The organism is Micromonospora sp. I033 (assembly GCF_053890995.1).
This window is the reverse complement of sequence record NZ_JBSSLX010000129.1, coordinates 1-16,812: the sequence shown is the minus strand read 5'-3', so window position 1 is coordinate 16,812 and position 16,812 is coordinate 1. Positions and strand designations below refer to the sequence as shown.

15 protein-coding genes are annotated in these 16,812 nt (G+C 75.4%); 7 read left to right on the top strand and 8 right to left on the bottom strand.

What is annotated here, in order from left to right; all coding sequences use genetic code 11:
* Positions 1-270: 270 nt before the first annotated feature.
* Positions 271-1,590, bottom strand: a complete 1,320-nt coding sequence (locus ACW0Q9_RS20365; RefSeq protein WP_456183612.1) for an extracellular catalytic domain type 1 short-chain-length polyhydroxyalkanoate depolymerase — start codon at positions 1,588-1,590, stop codon at positions 271-273.
* A 263-nt stretch (positions 1,591-1,853) separates the two neighbouring features.
* Here ACW0Q9_RS20365 and ACW0Q9_RS20360 point away from each other — a divergent pair, with 263 nt between their 5' ends.
* The gene (locus tag ACW0Q9_RS20360; RefSeq protein ID WP_456183610.1) at positions 1,854-2,447 is read left to right on the top strand and encodes a GNAT family N-acetyltransferase; all 594 of its coding nucleotides are present in this window, start codon (positions 1,854-1,856) and stop codon (positions 2,445-2,447) included.
* Here ACW0Q9_RS20360 and ACW0Q9_RS20355 read toward each other — a convergent pair.
* Positions 2,437-3,420, bottom strand: a complete 984-nt coding sequence (locus ACW0Q9_RS20355; protein ID WP_456183608.1) for an NAD(P)-dependent alcohol dehydrogenase — start codon at positions 3,418-3,420, stop codon at positions 2,437-2,439. The genes ACW0Q9_RS20360 and ACW0Q9_RS20355 overlap by 11 nt on opposite strands.
* A 112-nt stretch (positions 3,421-3,532) precedes the next feature.
* On the opposite strand from ACW0Q9_RS20355, the gene ACW0Q9_RS20350 reads away from it, so the two are divergent.
* Positions 3,533-4,240, top strand: coding sequence for a TetR/AcrR family transcriptional regulator (locus tag ACW0Q9_RS20350; RefSeq protein WP_456183606.1), 708 nt, complete (start codon positions 3,533-3,535; stop codon positions 4,238-4,240).
* Between the two features lie 27 nt (positions 4,241-4,267).
* On the opposite strand, the gene ACW0Q9_RS20345 is transcribed toward ACW0Q9_RS20350, so the two are convergent.
* Complete coding sequence (locus tag ACW0Q9_RS20345; RefSeq protein ID WP_456183604.1) at positions 4,268-5,170, bottom strand: winged helix-turn-helix transcriptional regulator; 903 nt, start codon at positions 5,168-5,170, stop codon at positions 4,268-4,270.
* An 83-nt stretch (positions 5,171-5,253) separates the two neighbouring features.
* Between ACW0Q9_RS20345 and ACW0Q9_RS20340 the strand changes: the two genes are divergently transcribed.
* Positions 5,254-6,516: an MFS transporter gene (locus ACW0Q9_RS20340; RefSeq protein WP_456183602.1), complete on the top strand. Its 1,263-nt coding sequence runs from the start codon at positions 5,254-5,256 to the stop codon at positions 6,514-6,516.
* Between the two features lie 6 nt (positions 6,517-6,522).
* On the opposite strand, the gene ACW0Q9_RS20335 is transcribed toward ACW0Q9_RS20340, so the two are convergent.
* Positions 6,523-6,894, bottom strand: a complete 372-nt coding sequence (locus tag ACW0Q9_RS20335; RefSeq protein ID WP_456183600.1) for a winged helix-turn-helix transcriptional regulator — start codon at positions 6,892-6,894, stop codon at positions 6,523-6,525.
* 54 nt (positions 6,895-6,948) lie between these two features.
* On the opposite strand from ACW0Q9_RS20335, the gene ACW0Q9_RS20330 reads away from it, so the two are divergent.
* On the top strand, positions 6,949-7,794 hold the full coding sequence (locus tag ACW0Q9_RS20330) for an MBL fold metallo-hydrolase (RefSeq protein WP_456183598.1): 846 nt from the start codon (positions 6,949-6,951) through the stop codon (positions 7,792-7,794).
* 58 nt (positions 7,795-7,852) lie between these two features.
* On the opposite strand, the gene ACW0Q9_RS20325 is transcribed toward ACW0Q9_RS20330, so the two are convergent.
* Positions 7,853-8,926 (bottom strand): DUF4037 domain-containing protein, encoded by a 1,074-nt coding sequence (locus ACW0Q9_RS20325; protein ID WP_456183596.1) that lies wholly within the window; start codon positions 8,924-8,926, stop codon positions 7,853-7,855.
* A 139-nt stretch (positions 8,927-9,065) separates the two neighbouring features.
* Between ACW0Q9_RS20325 and ACW0Q9_RS20320 the strand changes: the two genes are divergently transcribed.
* Positions 9,066-9,989 (top strand): 5'-3' exonuclease, encoded by a 924-nt coding sequence (locus ACW0Q9_RS20320; RefSeq protein ID WP_456183594.1) that lies wholly within the window; start codon positions 9,066-9,068, stop codon positions 9,987-9,989.
* Positions 9,990-10,011: 22 nt separating this feature from the next.
* Here ACW0Q9_RS20320 and ACW0Q9_RS20315 read toward each other — a convergent pair whose 3' ends face one another.
* Positions 10,012-12,813, bottom strand: coding sequence for a DEAD/DEAH box helicase (locus tag ACW0Q9_RS20315; protein WP_456183592.1), 2,802 nt, complete (start codon positions 12,811-12,813; stop codon positions 10,012-10,014).
* An 86-nt stretch (positions 12,814-12,899) separates the two neighbouring features.
* On the opposite strand from ACW0Q9_RS20315, the gene ACW0Q9_RS20310 reads away from it, so the two are divergent.
* Together ACW0Q9_RS20310 and ACW0Q9_RS20305 are read left to right on the top strand one after the other, a co-directional pair.
* Positions 12,900-13,664, top strand: a complete 765-nt coding sequence (locus ACW0Q9_RS20310; RefSeq protein ID WP_456183590.1) for an HAD family hydrolase — start codon at positions 12,900-12,902, stop codon at positions 13,662-13,664.
* Between the two features lie 107 nt (positions 13,665-13,771).
* Positions 13,772-14,737, top strand: a complete 966-nt coding sequence (locus ACW0Q9_RS20305; RefSeq protein WP_456183588.1) for an EamA family transporter — start codon at positions 13,772-13,774, stop codon at positions 14,735-14,737.
* On the opposite strand, the gene ACW0Q9_RS20300 is transcribed toward ACW0Q9_RS20305, so the two are convergent.
* Both ACW0Q9_RS20300 and ACW0Q9_RS20295 read right to left on the bottom strand, forming a co-directional pair.
* On the bottom strand, positions 14,700-15,626 hold the full coding sequence (locus ACW0Q9_RS20300) for a diacylglycerol kinase (RefSeq protein ID WP_456183586.1): 927 nt from the start codon (positions 15,624-15,626) through the stop codon (positions 14,700-14,702). The genes ACW0Q9_RS20305 and ACW0Q9_RS20300 overlap by 38 nt on opposite strands.
* 70 nt (positions 15,627-15,696) lie before the next feature.
* The gene (locus ACW0Q9_RS20295) at positions 15,697-16,740 is read right to left on the bottom strand and encodes a zinc-dependent alcohol dehydrogenase family protein (protein WP_456183584.1); all 1,044 of its coding nucleotides are present in this window, start codon (positions 16,738-16,740) and stop codon (positions 15,697-15,699) included.
* Between the last annotated feature and the right edge of the window lie 72 nt (positions 16,741-16,812).

Sequence of the window (16,812 nt, the reverse complement as noted above, 5' to 3'; positions counted from 1 at the left end):
ACCAGGTCAACGACACGATGCTCGCGCTGCGGGTGCCGCAGCGGACGGGTGACATGGGCGTCTCCGTGGCGGGGTGGTGGAAGCGGGACGACGAACGGGTTACCGGCGTGTTGCGGTCATCCGCCCGTCCCGCTGGACCCTTCCGCCGGGCAGCGGCACATGTCAATTCTTCGAACGCTTGCCGGAGGCTTTTTTCGCGTCTTGTGAAAAGTCCGGAACTAAGCGGGGGCGGCCGCCGGGACGAGGGATCCCGGCGGCCGCCCTAGGGCGTCAGGCGACCGTGCAGGGGGCGCCGTTCAGGGTGAAGGAGGTGGGCTCGCCGGTGTTACCGGTGTGGGTGGCCTGGAAGCCGATGCCGACCGAGCCGTTCGGCGGGATGGTTCCGTTGTAGGAGACGTTGCGGGCGGTCACCGCCCCGCCGGCCGGGGCGTACGTGGCGTTCCAGCCGCCGGTGATCGTCTGCCCGCCCGGCAGGGTGAAGGCGAGGGTCCAGCCGTTGACCGCCGTGGTGGCGGTGTTGGTGATCGTGACGGACGCGGTAAGCCCCGTGTTCCAGGCGTTCACGGCGTACGCCACCCGGCATCCGCCGGACGGCGGCGGCGTGCTGGGCGGCGGCGTGCTGGGCGGGGTGCTGGTCGGCGGCGGGCTCGTGGGCGGGGTCGTGGTGTCCAGGCCGAAGAAGCGCACGGCCTGGGCGGCGTCCACCGGCAGGTTGTGCGGGACGCCCTGCATGCTGATCGCCTCGACCGTCGCCATGCCGCCGGTGCCGCCGTAGCGGGTGCGGGTGTAGCCGGACTGCGGGCTGTCGGTCCAGGCCGGAGTCTGGCTCAACCCGTTCACATTCGTCCACTGCTTGATCTCTTCGGTGAAGTTCGGGTAGCGCAGGGTCTCGTCGTTCGTCCCGTGCCAGAGCTGCATCCGGGGCCGCCGCCCGCTGTAACCCGGGTACGCGTTGCGGACCAGGTCGCCCCACTGCTGCGGGGTCTTCACCACCTGGCCGTTGGCGCACTCGCTGCTCCACTCGGAGCCGTTGCTGGTGGCGAAGCAGCCGAAGGGCACCCCGGCGAAGGCCGCACCGGCGCTGAACACGTCCGGGTAGAGCCCGAGCAGCACGTTGGTCATCATGGCGCCGGACGAGACGCCGGTGGCGAAGATGCGGTTCGGGTCGACCGGGTAGCGCTGCCGGACGTGGTCCACCATCGACCTGATGCCCACCGGGTCACTGCCGCCGTCGCGGCGCAGCGCCTGGGGCGAGGAGACGTCGAAGCACTGGCTGCTGCGGGTCACCGAGGGGTAGACGACGAGGTAGCCGTACCGGTCGGCGAGCGCGGCGAACTGGGTGCCGGAGTACATCGCCGGCCCGGTGCCGGTGCAGTAGTGGTTGACCACCAGCAGTCCGGGCCGGGCCGCGACGGTGTCCGGGACGTACAGGTACATCCGCAGGTTGCTCGGGTTGGCGCCGAAGTTCGTCACCTCGGTCAGCGCGGCGGCCGCCGCGGGGCCGGGGGCGCTGACCGCCGCCAGGGCGGCCAGCCCGGCGGCGACCAGGGCGGCGCCGAGCAGCGTGCGCCTTCTCCTTCTCAGCAGCATGGTGTCTCCTCGGGTGATGGGGGACGCCGCGCGGGGCAGGTACGCCCCGCGGCGTGCTCGCCGGCGAGGCGCCTTCGACGGCGGCCCGGACCCTCGGAGACGAGATAGACGGCCGCGAATCGATGCGGCCCGAGTCGGAGTTTAGGCCGCGGCCGTCGGGCCGACAACAACTTCCGGAAACGGCCGGGCCGGCCGCCGGGTCGAAGATCGCCGCATGGCCGCTACAGTACATAACAAACGTTCGGTACCTACTCTGGAGCGACATGTTCTCCCTTCCCCTCACCGACCGGTCCACCCTGCACCCGCTCGCCCCGTGGCAGGCGGCGGAGTTCGCCGACTTCGTCGCGCGCACCCGCGCCCACCTCGCGCCCTGGCTGCCCTGGGCGCACACCGTCACCGACGCCGACTCCGCCCGCGCCTTCCTCCAGCGCTACGCCGACGCCCAGGCCCGCGACGCCGGCTCGATCCACGGCATCCGGCTGGACGGGAAGCTGGTCGGCGGCACGCTGTTCCGCACCTTCGACCCGGCGGCCGGGGTCTGCGAGATCGGGGTCTGGCTCGCGCCGGAGGCCGAGGGGCACGGGCTGGTCACCCGCGCCGCCCAGCAGATGATCGACTGGGCGTTCGGTGAGCGGGGCCTGGCCCGGGTGGAATGGCGGACCGTCCCGCACAACACGCGCAGCCAGGGGGTGGCACGGCGGCTGGGCATGACCCGGGAGGGCGTGCTGCGCGCCGCGTTCCCCTTCCTCGGCGAGCGCCTCGACATCGAGGTCTGGTCCCTGCTGGCCACCGAGTGGCGGACCGCCCGGCCGGCGTCCGGCGCCCAGGAGGGTCCGGGCGGGCACGTCAGACGGTGATGACCACCTTCGCCCGCGCGTGCTCACCTTCGAGATACCGGATGGCCCGGGGCACCTCGTGGAGCGGATAGGTCCGGTCGATGACGGGGGTGAGGCGGCCGGCCTCGGCGTGGGCGCTGAGCGTGTCGAGATGCTGGCGGCCGGGCGCCGTCGCCAGGGTGACGATGCGGTGTCGGACGAGGGGGGCCAGCAGCCGCCCGCGCCCGATGAGCCAGACCGGTCCGATGAGGCTGCCGCCGCGGTACACGCCGCCGCCGGAGAGCACCAGCGCCCCGGTCGGGGTCAGCACCCGCCGGAGCGCGGTGAGTGAGCGGTTGCCGACCAGGTCGAACACGACGTCGTGACGGCCGGCGCGCCGGGTGAAGTCGTCGCGGGTGTAGTCGACGACGTGGTCGGCGCCGAGCGAGCGGACCAGCTCCACGTTGCGGGTGCTGCACACCCCGGTCACGGTCGCGCCCAGCGCCTTGGCCAGCTGGACCGCCAGGGTGCCGACACCGCCGGAGGCGCCGTTGATGAGAACGCGGTGGCCGGGCTCCACCTGCCCGGCGTCGCGCAGTCCCAGCAGGGCGGTGATGCCGGCCAGCGGCAGGGCGGCCGCCTGCTGGGGCGTCAGGTTCGCCGGCTTCGCCGCGACCAGGGTCTCGGGCACGCACACGTACTCCGCGAACGCGCCGTTGGCCTCGCCGAGGTCGCCGAATACGGCGTCGCCCGGGCGCACCTGCCGGACGTCGGCGCCGACGGCCTCGACCCGGCCCGCGAAATCCCGGCCCCGGATGCGCGCCCGGGGCCTCGACCGGCCCATGGTCAACCGCGCCAGCCACGGATCGCCGCGCATGGCGTGCCAGTCGTACGCGTTGAGCGCGGCGGCCTCCACCCGCACGAGCACCTCGTCGGCGGCGGGCACGGGCGTGTCCACCTCCGCGAGCGTGAGCGCTTCCGGCGGGCCGTACCGGTCCTGGACGATCGCCTTCATCGTGCCCTCCCCTCGGTGTACGGCGTACACCTCATGGGACACACGGTAGGTGTACGCCGTACACCCGTCAAGGGCGTTATCGTTCAACCGCCGCCGAAAGACGAGGATCGAGATGGCTGAGCAGGCTGAGACGCTGCCCCGGACGCCGCTGAGCAGGGACCGGATCCTGCACGCCGCCGTCGCGCTCGCCGACCAGGCCGGGATCGAATCCCTCAGCATGCGCAACCTCGCCCAGGATCTGGGCGTCGTGCCGATGGCCCTCTACAAGCACGTGGCCAACAAGGACGAACTGCTCGACGGCATGATCGACGCGGTCGTCGGCGAGATCGACCCGGCCGTGCCCGACGCCGACTGGAAGCACACGGTCCGCCGGCGCATCCTCTCGGCGCGGGAGGCGCTGCGGCGTCACCCCTGGGCGCCGCTGGCGATCGAGTCGCGGAACATGGCGACGCCGGCCATCCTGGCCTACCTCGACTCGATGGTCGGGACCTTCCGGGCCGGCGGGTTCTCCGCCGACCTCGCGCACCACGTGATGCACGCGATGGGCAGCCGGATCCTGGGCTTCAGCCAGGAACTGTTCGACCCCTCCCGGCGCGCCGGCCGGTCCGGCACGACCGACGCGGACACGCCGACGGACCTCCCGCCGGAGATCGCCGCCAGATTCCCGCACCTCGCGGAGATCGCCGGCGCGGCGTCCCACGACGGCGGGTCGGTCGTGGGACAGGGCTGCGACGACCAGTTCGAGTTCGAGTTCGCCCTGGACCTGCTGCTGGACGGCATCGAACGGCTGCACCGGCAGGGTTGGACGTCGTCCCGCTGAGACATCAGCAGGAGCCAGGACGCCCGGTCACGCTGGCCCCTGGACCGCCCCGGCGGCGGTGCGGCGGCGCACCTCGGCGAGCATCTCGTCGACCGAGCCGGCCGGGTCGGTGACCGGGAACTGCACCGCCCGGACCACCGCCTCCGGGTCCAGCAGCAGGGTGAGCCGCTTGAACCGGGTCACGCCGCCGGCGCGGAAGGTGGGCAGCAGCAGGCCGGCGGCGAGCCGGCCGTCCTCGTCGGACAGCAGCGGGTACGGCAGTCGGGCGTGCGCGGCGAAGGCGGCGAGCTGGTCCGGGCGCTGGGTGCTCACCCCCCGCACCTCGGCCCCGGCGGCGTGGAACAGCGGGTGCCGGTCGGCGTACGTCCGTGACTCGAGCGTGCACCCGACGGCGCCGGGGATCTCGCCCCAGGCCGGCGGGAGGGCCGGGGCGCCCGGCGCGAACGCCCCCGGGAACAGGTAGAGCACGGTCCATCGCCCGGGCACCGCCGGCGGCTCCGTGCCACCGTCGTGCCGGAGCAGGTTCATCGGGGGTACGCGGCGGCCGACGAGCCGGTGCACCCGGCGTGCCTCGGCGGAGTCCGTGTCGGCGGTGGCGGTCAGCGCGCCGTCGCCCATCACGTGCCGGGTGCCCCAGTCCTGCAACGCGACCAGCACCGGCAGCAGGGCCTCCCCCTTGGCGGTGAGCAGGTAGTCGTGGCGCGGCGGGTGCACCGAGTAGGGCTCGCGGCGCAGCACGCCGTGCGCGACCAGCCCGCCGAGCCGCTCGGTGAGCGCCCGGCGGCTGACGCCCAGCTCGCGCTGCAACGCGTCGAACCGGGTGGTGCCGCCGGCGATCTCGCGCACGATCAGCACCGTCCACCAGTCGCCCAGCACGCCGAGCGCCTGCGCGATGCCGCAGTCGGCGTCGCCGAGGTCCGCCCGTCTCACATCCCACCTCCCGCTGGGCCCGCAGCCTCGACTATAGTCCGTTTCAGATTGGAACTCACTGGCTCGGATCGGGGGTTGGCGGCATGTCCGTCGGGCAGGGGGCCGGGGTGTTCTGGCGCTGGTGGGCCGCCGGCACCACCAGTTCGGTGGGGTCGGCGGTCGGTGCGGTCGCGTTGCCGCTGACCGCGCTGACCGTGCTCGACGCGTCCGCGTTCGAGATGGGCCTGGTCGCCGCCGCGAGCTACGTCGCCTGGCTGGTGATCGGCCTGCCCGCCGGCGTGATCGTCCAGCGGCTGCCGCTGCGCGGCGCCCAGGTCGGCGCCGACCTGGCCCGGGCCCTCGCGGTGGCCTCCGTGCCGCTCGCCTGGTGGTGGGACCGGCTCACCGTGGCCCAGCTGGTCGTCGTGGCACTGGTGGTCAGCTTCGCCAACGTGCTGTTCGACGTCGCCAACGCCACCTTCCTGCCGGCCATCGTCGGCCGCGACCAGTTGCACGCCCGCAACAGCCTCACCTCGGCCACCCACGCCGCCACCCAGCTCAGCGGCCCGTCCCTGGGCGGCCTGGCGGTGCAGGCCCTCGGCGCGGTGCCGGCCGTGCTGGTCGACGCGGCCAGCTACCTGGTCTCCGCCGCGCTGCTCAAGTCGTTGCCGCCCCGCCGGGTCGACGCCCCGGACCGCTGGCCCCCGGTCCGCGCCATGATCGGCGAGGGCTGGCGGTACGTGACCCGCCACCCGGTGATGGGGCCGACCATGTGGACGGCCACCGCGGTGAACTTCGTCTGCGGGGCGCAGCTCGCCGTCTACCCGCTCTACCTGGTCCGGGAGCTGCACGCCCCGGCGGCGCTGGTCGGTGTGCTGCTCGCGGTCGAGGGGGTCGGCTCGCTGGTCGGCGCGGCCCTGACCCCCTGGATCACCGGCCGGTGGGGCACCGCCCGCTCACTGCTGGTCGCCTGTCTGGTGTCGGTCGGCGGCGCGTTCCTGGTGCCGCTGGGCGCCGGCTGGCCGGCGTACCTCGCGTTCGCGGCCGGCAACGTGGTCTTCGCCGGCGGCGTGGTGGTCCTCAGCGTGACCACCCGCACCTACCGGCAGACCGCCAGCCCGCCCGAGCTGCTCTCCCGGGTGATGGCCACGGTCCGCTTCGTCTCCTGGGGCGCCATCCCGGTCGGCGGGCTGCTCGCCGGAGCGCTCGCCGGGTTCGCCGGCGCCCGCGCCACCCTGTTCTGCTTCGCCGCGGCGACGGTGCTGGCTCCCCTGGCCCTGCTGCTGTCACCGGTGCGCCGCCTGCGCGACCTGACCGACCTGGGCGTCGACGAGCCGGTCGCCCCGGAGACCGTCGCCGCGCGCTGACCCCCGCTAGCCGGCCTCCCCCGCGCCCCAGTCCCACATGGCCCGGAGCACCGGCAGCAGCGTCCGACCCCGCTCGGTGAGCGTGTAGGTCACCCGCGGCGGCCAGGACGCGGTGCGCCGGCGGGCGACCACGCCGGCCGCGGTCAGCTGGACCAGGCGATCGGTCAGCACCTTGTCCGACAGAGCCGGCAGCGCGTGCGCGAGGTCGCTGAACGAGTGCGGACCCCGGGCCACCGCGCCGATCACCAGGGCGGTCCAGCGGCCGCGCAGTGCGGCCAGGGTGACCTCCACCGGGCAGGACGGATCGGGGCGGGCGTCGGGGCCGGCGCAGAGCCGGTGCAGGTCCACCTCGTCGTGGCCAACCGTTTGGTGAGTCACGAGACCGCCTCCTAGCGTTCGGCACGGCCGTTCGTCGCCAGCTCAGGGGGAACCATGCGCATCCACCACCTCAACTGCGGATCCATGCGGGAGGTCGCCCCGCCGTCCGATCCGGACGGCACGCTCGGGCCGTTGCCCGCAGTCTGCCACTGCCTGCTCGTCGAGACCGACTCCGCCGGCCTGGTGCTCGTCGAGACCGGGTACGGCACGCCCGACGTCCGGGACCCGCAGCGGCGCCTCGGCGCGGACTTCCTCGCGTGGGCCCAGCCGGTCCTCGACCCGGAGGAGACGGCCGTCCGCCAGCTCCGGCGGCTCGGGTACACGCCCGCCGACGTTCACCACGTCGTGGTGACCCACCTGCACCGGGACCACACCGGCGGGCTGGCCGACTTCCCGCACGCGCGGGTGCACCTGCACGAGGCCGAGCACCGCGCCGCCACGGTCGTCGGCCACGACCGCTACCTGCCGACGCACTGGGCGCACGACCCGCACTGGGTCACCTACTCCGGCGACGACGGGGAGCGCTGGCTGGGCTTCGACGGCGTCCAGCAGCTCGCCGGCCTGCCGCCGGAGATCCTGCTGGTGCCGCTGGCCGGGCACACCCCGGGGCACGTGGCCGTGGCGGTGCGACGCCCCACCGGCGCCGGCTCGGCATGGCTGGTCCACGCCGGCGACACCTACTTCTACCGCGGGGAGGTCCAGCCCGGTCTGCCGCCGGCTCCGCCGGCGTTCGACGCCCTGCAGGCGTCCGTCGAGACGGACCGTCCGCTGCGGCTGCGGAACGTGGAGCGGCTCCGGGCTCTCCTCGCCGAGCAGCCGGACCAGGTCGACGTGGTCTCCGCGCACGACCCGTGGGAGTTCGCGCGGCACCGGCAGGATGCTCCGGCGAGCCCCGCCTGACGGCCGGGCGGCCGGCGCGGACCCGGCGCGGATTCGCCGCCGGCCGGACCGCCGGCGCTCAGTCCGGGAGGACGGCTGCGGCGACCCGCCGGGCCCGGTCCGGGTGGGTGAGCACGTCGACGTTGTCGAGGTACTGGTCCACGCCGCCCACCGGTGGGCGTTCGCGCAGCACCGGGTCGGTGATCGCGGCCCGCAGCGCGCCCGTGAACCGCTCGGCGTCCAGGACCAGGAACGGCCGGTCGTGGAACGGTCGGGCGGCCGGGTCGACCGGCGCGGCCAGCCCGGTGTCGTTGGTCCAGGCCGCGACCGTCTCCAGCGCCCGGACGAGCCCGGCCTGCCGCCGGGGCCACCCGTCCGGCCCGAGGGCGGTGGCCAGCGCGTCCACCAGCGGCGCCGCCGCTGGCAGCGCCGCGAAGACCGTGCCGAGCCATTTCGCGTACGGGGGCCAGCGGCGGTGCAGCAGCAGGCCCAGGCGCATCAGGTCGCGGGCCAGCCCGGCGGTCACCACCCGGCTGCCCAGCTCGTCGCCGACCTCGGCGCAGCGGCCGGCCAGGTGCTCGGCCTGGCCGACCCGCTGCCATCCGGACGCCAGCACGTGCCGCCACACGTCGTCCGGGTACCACGCCAGCCGGGCCCGGACGGCGGTGAGCGCCCCGTCGAGCCCGTCGTGGAACACGGCCCCGCCGGTCAGCTCGGCGAGCCGCTGGGTGGGTGCGGCCAGCCAGTCGACCGTCGTCATCCCGGCCTGCGGATCCCCACCGAGCCGGTCCCGCAGCCAGGCCCCCAGCTCGTCGACGCTGACCCCGTGCCGCTCCCCGTCGGCGCGGGCCACCCCGAGCCGCACCGTCGGGCCGCCGGTGAACCGGGTCGGCCAGCCGAGGAACTCGGTCGGCAGCTCCGCGTCGAGGACCGCCCGCACCGGCGCCACCTCGGCCCCGGCGGCGACGAAGAGCTGGGTGCGCGGCCCCCAGTCGTGGTCGGTCGACCGGGGCGTGTCCAGGCCGAGCAGCTCGGAGCCGCCGTCGAGCAGCCCGGCGGCGTAGCGCAGGCCGGGCAGCCGGCGGGCCAGCAGCGGGGCGACCACCTCGTCGTGGAACCGGTGCGCCAGGGTCAGGCCGGGTACGAACGTCACCCCGCCAGTCTGCGCATCGCACGCCGCCCGCGCCGCCCGGTTTCCCGCCGAGGGGGTCCGACGGTCGAGCTGGTCGGCGGAGAGCCGCTGCGCTGCCGCGTCCCCCACCTCGTCGGTGGGCTGTGCCAGGCTTGTCGGCGTGGCACACCGACCCCCGATCCTGCTGATCGACTCCCCGAGCCTCTACTTCCGCGCCTACTTCGGCATCCCCGAGTCGGCGGCGAAGACGGACGACGGCCAGCCGGTCAACGCCGTCCGCGGTTTCCTCGACATGCTGGCCCAGCTCGTCCGCACCCGGCGGCCGGACCGGATGGTCTGCGCGCTGGACCACGACTGGCGACCGGCGTGGCGGGTGGAGCTGCTGCCGTCCTACAAGGCGCACCGGGTCGCGCCGGAGGGCGGCGAGGTGGTGCCGGACACGCTCTCCCCGCAGGTGCCGATGATCCTGGAGGTCCTCGACGCGCTCGGCATCACCGCGGTGGGCGCCACCGGCTACGAGGCCGACGACGTGCTGGGCACCCTCTCGGTGACCCAGCCCGGCCCAGCGGAGGTGGTCTCCGGCGACCGCGACCTGTTCCAGCTCGTCGACGACGCCCGCCAGGTGCGCCTGCTCTACGTGGGCCGGGGCGTGGCCAAGCTGGACGACTGCGACGACGCCGCGGTCCGGGCCCGCTACGGCGTCCCCGCCGACCGCTACGCCGACTTCGCGGCGCTGCGCGGCGACCCGAGCGACGGCCTGCCGGGCGTGCCCGGGGTGGGCGAGAAGACCGCCGCCCGCCTCATCGAGCGCTACGACGGGCTGCCCGGCATTCTCGCCGCGCTGGACGACCCGGGCTCCGGCTTCGCCCCGGGCCTGCGCGCCAAGCTGAACGGGGCCCGGGACTACCTGGCCGTCGCGCCGAAGGTCGTCCAGGTCGCCACCGACGTGCCGCTGCCGGAGCTATCCACCGCGTTGCCGACGGCGCCGGCGGACCCGGACCGGCTGCTGGAGCTGGCGCAGCGGTGGAACCTCGCCGGCTCGTGCCGGCGCCTCGTGGACGCGCTGGCCATGCCCCGGCCCTGACCCGGCATGGCCGGTCCGGCGGTCAGGCGGCGGCGTGGTACGCCAGCACGCCCCGGTTGACCGCCGCGATCGCCTGCCGGGCGGTGGAGCGCAGCTCGGTCGAGGCGCCGCCGGAGTCGGCGAGCTGGCCGAGCAGGTCGACGACCTGGCGGGCCCAGCGGACGAAGTCGCCGGCGGGCATCTCGCCGTCGATCTGGTGCCCGCTGGCCAGCACCTTGGCCAGGGCCTCGCCGCGCGCCCAGCGGTAGATCGGCCAGGCGAACCCGAGGTCCGGCTCGCGGGTGACCGCCAGGCCGCGGGACGCCTCGTCGGCCTCGATGTCGCCCCACAGCTTGAGCGTCTCGTCGACCGCCTCGGCGACCGGGCCACGCGGCAGGCCGGCCCGCTCGTCGACGTCCCGGCGGGCCTCGAAGACCACCACGGAGACGGCGGCGGCCAGCTCGGCCGGGGAGAGCCCGTCCCACACCTTGCGGCGCAGGCACTCGGCGACCAACAGGTCGGCCTCGGTCCAGATCCGGCCGAGCATCCGGCCGGCGTCGGTGACCTCGCCGTCGGCGGAGAGGTAGCCGCGCGACGTCAGCAGCGCGACGATCCGGTCGAAGGTGCGGGCCAGCGAACCGGTCCGCCCGGCCACCCGCTGGCGCAGCTCCTCGGTGTCGCGCTCCAGGCGGCGGCGCCGCTCGGCCCACCGGGCGTGCTCCTCCCGGTCGGGGCAGGCGTGGCAGGGGTGCCCGCGCAGCTCGGTGCGGAGCTGGCTGAGCCGGTGGTCCTCGCCGACCGCCTGCCGGGAGCGCCCGCCCCGCCGGCCGCCGTGCCGGTCCAGCCCGGTGCCGCTGACCTCGGCGGCCAGGTCCCGGCGGGCCGCCGGCGAGCGGTGGTTGAAGTGCTTGGGCACCCGGATCCGGGCGAGCACCTCGGCCGGGGTGGTGAAGTCGCCGGGGCTGACCCGCCCGGCCCACCGGTCCTGGGTGAGCACCAGCGGGCGGGGCTCGCCGAAGCCGCCGGTGGCCGGGTCGAGCACCACGGCGAGGCCGGCCCGCCGGCCGGACGGCACCCGGATCACGTCGCCCACCCGCAGCCGCTCCAGCGAGGCGACGGCCGCCGCCTTGCGCTGGGTCTGCCCCTGCCGGGCGATGGCGCGCTCCCGGTCGGCGATGGCCACCCGCAGGGCGAAGTATTCGTCGAAGTCGCCCCGGTGGCAGGCCGCCTCGGCGCCGTACGCCTCGATGGTCTCGGTGTTGCGCTGCACCTGCCGGGCCAGGCCGACCACCGACCGGTCCGCCTGGAACTGCGCGAAGGAGGACTCCAGCAGGGCCCGGGCCGGCTCGGCGCCGACGGTGCCGACCAGGTTGACGGCCATGTTGTAGGAGGGTCGGAAGCTGGACCGCAGCGGGTAGGTGCGGGTGGAGGCGAGGCCGGCGACGTGCCGGGGGTCGGTCTCCGGCGACCAGACCACCACGGCGTGTCCCTCGACGTCGATGCCGCGCCGGCCGGCCCGGCCGGTGAGCTGCGTGTATTCCCCCGGGGTGAGGTCGACGTGCGCCTCGCCGTTGAACTTGACCAGGCGCTCCAGCACCACGCAGCGGGCCGGCATGTTGATGCCGAGGGCGAGCGTCTCGGTGGCGAAGACCGCCTTGACCAGGCCGCGGACGAACAGCTCCTCGACGACCTCCTTGAACGCGGGCAGCATGCCGGCGTGGTGGGCGGCGAGGCCGCGCTCCAGGCCGTCGAGCCACTCCCAGTAGCCCAGCACGGTCAGGTCCTCGCCGGGGATCGCGGTGATCCGTGACTCGACCACCTGGCGGATCTCGGTGCGCTCCTCGGGCGAGGTGAGCCGCAGCCCGGCGGCGAGGCACTGCTGCACGGCCGCCTGGCAGCCGGCCCGGCTGAAGATGAACAGAATCGCGGGGAGCAGGTTCTCCCGGTCCAGCCGCTCGACGATGTCGGGGCGCATGGGGCCGCGCCAGCGGGGTCCGCGCCGGCCCGCGCCGGGACCGGCGCTGCGCCCCTCCCCCAGCTCCAGCCGGCGCACGGTGTCCCGGGTGTAGCGCAGCAGCTCCGGGTGGACGTCGTGCTTGCGGGCGGCGTCGGCGTCGTGGAACAGGTCGAACATCCGCTTGCCGACCAGCATGTGCTGCCAGAGCGGCACCGGGCGGTGCTCGCTGACCACCACGGCGGTCTCGCCGCGCACGGTGACGAGCCAGTCGGCGAACTCCTCGGCGTTGGAGACGGTGGCCGACAGCGAGACCAGGGTGACCGAGGCGGGCAGGTGGATGATCACCTCTTCCCAGACGCCGCCGCGGAACCGGTCGGCCAGGTAGTGCACCTCGTCCATCACCACGTAGGCGAGGCCCTCGAGGGTGGCCGAGCCGGCGTAGAGCATGTTGCGCAGCACCTCGGTGGTCATCACCACCACGGGCGCGTCGCCGTTGATCGCGTTGTCGCCGGTGAGCAGGCCGACCTGCTCGGCGCCGTAGCGGTCGACCAGGTCGTGGTACTTCTGGTTGGAGAGCGCCTTGATCGGCGTGGTGTAGAAGCACTTGCGCCGGGTGGTCGGGCCCCCGCCGCCGTCGGCCGCCGCCGGCTTCCCGGGCGTGCCCCGCAGCGCCAGGTGTACGGCGAATTCGCCCACCACGGTCTTGCCGGCACCGGTGGGCGCGCAGACCAGCACGCCGCTGCCCCGTTCCAGGGCCTCGCACGCCTCCCGCTGGAAGTCGTCGAGGTCGAACCCGAGATCGCGGGCGAATTCGTCCAGGGCCGGGAAGGCGGAGGCCTGCGCGGCCCGGCGGCGCGCCGCGGCGTACCGCTCGGCGGGGCTCGACATGTCCCCAAGATTAATCGGTGGGGACGACGACCACCGGTCAAGGCCGTCCGGCAGGTGGGTCGGAGCGGGTCGGTAGGGTGCACGACGTGCCGGATCATGCCGAACCGCCCCGACTCTCGAGCGGCGCCGACGACGCCGTCCGCCCGAGCCCGTCCCGCCGCCCCGTGGAGGCGGTGCTCTTCGACTTCCACGGCACCCTCGCCCAGGTGGAGGAGCCCCGCGAGTGGGTACTCGCCGCCGCGGCGGCCTGCGGGGTCGAGCTGGACCGGATGCGGGCCACCGCGCTGGCCGACCGGCTGCTCACCGCCGGCCGGGCGGGCGGGCCGCTGCCGGCCCGGGTGCCGCCCCGGCTGGCCGAGCTGTGGGCCGACCGGGACCTCTACCCGCACGCCCACCGGGGCGCCTACACGGGGCTGGCCGAGACGGTGGACGCCGGCATCGACGGGTTCGCCGACGCGCTCTACGAGCGGCTGCTGGTCCCGGAGGGCTGGGTGCCGTACCCGGACACCGAGCCGGTGCTGGCCGCGCTCCAGGAGGCCGGGGTGAAGGTGGCGGTGGTCAGCAACATCGGGTTCGACCTCCGGCCGCTGCTCGCCGCGTGGAAGCTGGACGGGCTGGTCGACGCCTGCGCCCTGTCGTACGAGGTGGGGCGCTGCAAGCCGGATCCGGGGATCTTCCTGCGGGCGTGCGGGATGCTCGGCGTCGACCCGGAGCGGACGCTCATGGTGGGTGACACCCCCGCCGACGCGGGCGCCGTGGCGGCCGGCTGCGGGGTGCTGGTGCTGCCCTGCGCCGACCCGGGCCGGCCGAACGGGCTGGGCGCGGTGCTCGACCTCGCCCTGCCCGACTGAGCGTCGGGCGCCACCTCGCCGGACCCGCCGACCACGGGACGGGAGCGTGCCCAGGATCGCCCCGGCCCGGCGGCACCGGCGCTGACCAGCGGCGCTAGCGTAACGACATGACGTCCGACCGCTCCTTTCGTCGCCAATTCACCGGACGGCTCTCCGGTGGCCGGCTCGGCGCGGTCGGGCTGGTGCTCGGCGGGGCGCTGTCGGTGCAGTTCGGCTCGGCGGTGGCCGCGCTGCTCTTCCCGCGTACCGGGGTGGCCGGCGCGGTCACCCTGCGGCTGACCATCGGCGCGCTGCTGATGCTGGCCGTGTGCCGCCCCCGGCTGCGCGGGCACGGCCGGGGCGACTGGGCGGCCGTGGTCGCCTTCGGGCTGGCCCTGGCCGGCATGAACTCGATCTTCTACCAGGCGATCGAGCGGATCCCGCTCGGACCGGCGGTGACCCTGGAGGTGCTCGGCCCGCTGGCGCTGTCGGTGGTCACCGCCCGCCGGGTGGCCGCCTGGTGCTGGGCCGGCCTGGCGCTGGCCGGGGTGGCCCTGCTCGGGCAGGGCGGGTTCGACCGGCTGGACCCGGTCGGGGCCGCGCTGGCGTTGAGCGCGGGCGCGCTGTGGGCGGCGTACATCGTCTGCTCGGCCCGGGTCGGCGGGCGGTTCCCCCGGGCCGACGGGCTGGCCCTGGCGCTCGCGGTGGCCGCGCTGGTCACCCTGCCGATCGGGCTGGTCGGCTCGGGCAGCCGGCTGTGGCACCCGGCGGTGCTCGGGCTCGGCACCGGGCTGGCGCTGCTCGCCTCGGTGCTGCCGTACACCCTGGAACTGCTGGCGCTGCGGCGGCTGCCCACGGCGACCTTCGCCGTGCTCATGAGCCTCGGGCCGGCGATCGCCGCGCTGGCCGGCTGGCTGGTGCTCGGCCAGGCGCTGCACCCGGTCGAGGTGCTCGCCATCGCCCTGGTGATCGCGGCGAGCATCGGCGCGGTACGGGCCGGCGCCCCGGCCCCCGCCCCACCGCCGGCCGGAGCGGGCGCCGAGGGCGGCGCGCTGGTCAGCGCAGCAGCCGCACCGCCGCCGGCACCGCGCTGACCCGCACCGGCAGGTCGAACGCCCGCTCCCCGTCGGCGTACGTGGTGATGCCCTCGGCGTCCAGCTCGACCGTGCGGGCCCGGTAGCTGCGCACCAGCGGGTGGTCGACGTGGGTGCCCTGGTAGATGCGGGGCTTGACCCGGATCAGGGTGCGCCGGTCGAAGCGGCCGCCGACCACCACGTCCAGCAGGCCGTCGGTCGGGTCGGCGTCGGGGCAGATCCGCATGCCGCCGCCGTAGCTGGCCCCGTTGCCGACCGCGACCAGGACCGCGTCGACCTCCTGCTCCACGCCGTCGAGGCGCAGCCGGTAGCGGCGCGGCCGCAGCCGGGCCAGCTCGACCAGGATGGCCAGGTCGTAGCGGCGCGGGCCGCGCGGCCAGCGCATCCGGTTGGCCCGCTCGTTGACGATCGCGTCGAAGCCGGCGGCCAGCACGGCGCCGTACCAGCGGTCGGCGCCGCCCGGGGTGGTCAGCCGGGCCAGGTCGACCGGGCGGGTGCGGCCGGCGCGCAGCGCGTCGGCGATCACCTCGACCGCCGCGAGGGGGTCGGCCGGGAAGCCGGTGTCCGCGGCGAAGTCGTTGCCGGTGCCGGCGGGGACCGGACCGAACGGCACCGTGGTGCCGGCGACCGCCTGCAACGCCCGGTGCACCGTGCCGTCCCCGCCGACGGCGACCAGCGCACCGGCGCCGCCGGCGACCGCGGCGTGGCACGCCGCCTCCGCCTCCTCCGGGGTACGCGCCCGCAGCAGCTCGACCGGCCGGCCGGCGCCGCCCAGCCGCTCCATCAGCCGGGGCAGCAGGCCACGGTGCCGTCCCCGGCCGGCGGTCGGGTTGGCGAGCACGGCCACCGGGCCGGGCGGGACAAGATCGTGCGCGGTCACGGCGAGCACCGTACGGCACGAGCCACGCCGCTCACCAGGGGCGACACCCCTGACGCCGGCGGAAGGCGCGCGCCCGCGGTCAGAAGGTGATGCGCACCTTCAGCGCGGTCCGCTCGTCCATCGCCCGGTAGCCGTCCGGCACCCCGTCGAGGGTCACCGACCGGTCGAAGACCGGGGACGGGTCCACGGTGCCGTCCAGCACGTCGGGCAGCAGCTCCGGGATGTACGCCCGGGCCGGCGCGACGCCGCCGGCGAGCGTCACGTTGCGGTCGAACATCTGCCGGATGTCCACCCCGGCGCTGCCGCCGTGCGGGACACCCACGTAGCCGACCGCGCCACCGTCGCGGGCGATGGAGATCGCGGTCCGCATCGACTCCTCGGTGCCGACCGCCTCCAGCACGGCGTGCGCGCCCTGCCCCTTGGTCAGCTCCCGCACCGCCGCGATCGCCGCCTCGCCCCGCTCGGCGACCACGTCGGTGGCCCCGAAGGAACGGGCGATGTCGGTGCGGTCGGTGTGCCGGCCCAGCGCGATGATCTGCTCCGCGCCGAGCCGCCGCGCGGCGAGCACCCCGCAGAGCCCGACCGCGCCGTCACCGACCACGGCGACGGTGGCACCGGGGCGGACCCGGGCGGCGAGGGCGGCGTGGTGGCCGGTGGCCAGCACGTCGGAGAGCGCCAGCAGCGCGGTGAGCAGCCGCTCGTCGCCGGCCGCCTCGGCGGGCAGCTTCACCAGGGTGCCGTCGGCGTACGGCACCCGGACGGCCTCACCCTGACCGCCGTCGGAGCCGACGGAACCCCAGAAGCCGCCGTGCGGGCAGGAGGTGTGCAGGCCCTCGCGGCAGAAGTCGCAGGTGCCGTCGGACCAGACGAACGGCGCCACCACCAGGTCGCCGACCCGCACCGAGCCGACCTCGGCGCCGACAGCCTCGACCACGCCGAGGAACTCGTGCCCGATGCGCTGCCCCGGCTGCCGCTGGGCCACCCCCCGGTACGCCCACAGGTCGCTGCCGCAGATGCAGGCCAGCACGGTGCGCACGACGGCGTCGGTGGGGTTGCGGACGGCGGCGTCCGGCACCTCCTCGACCCGGACGTCGTTCGGGCCGTGGATCACGGTGGCGCGCATGGGCGAGGTCCTCCCGGTGGGCCGCCGCCAAGGCGCTGCGCGAGACCCCGCACGAGCCGGCGAAGGTGGCCG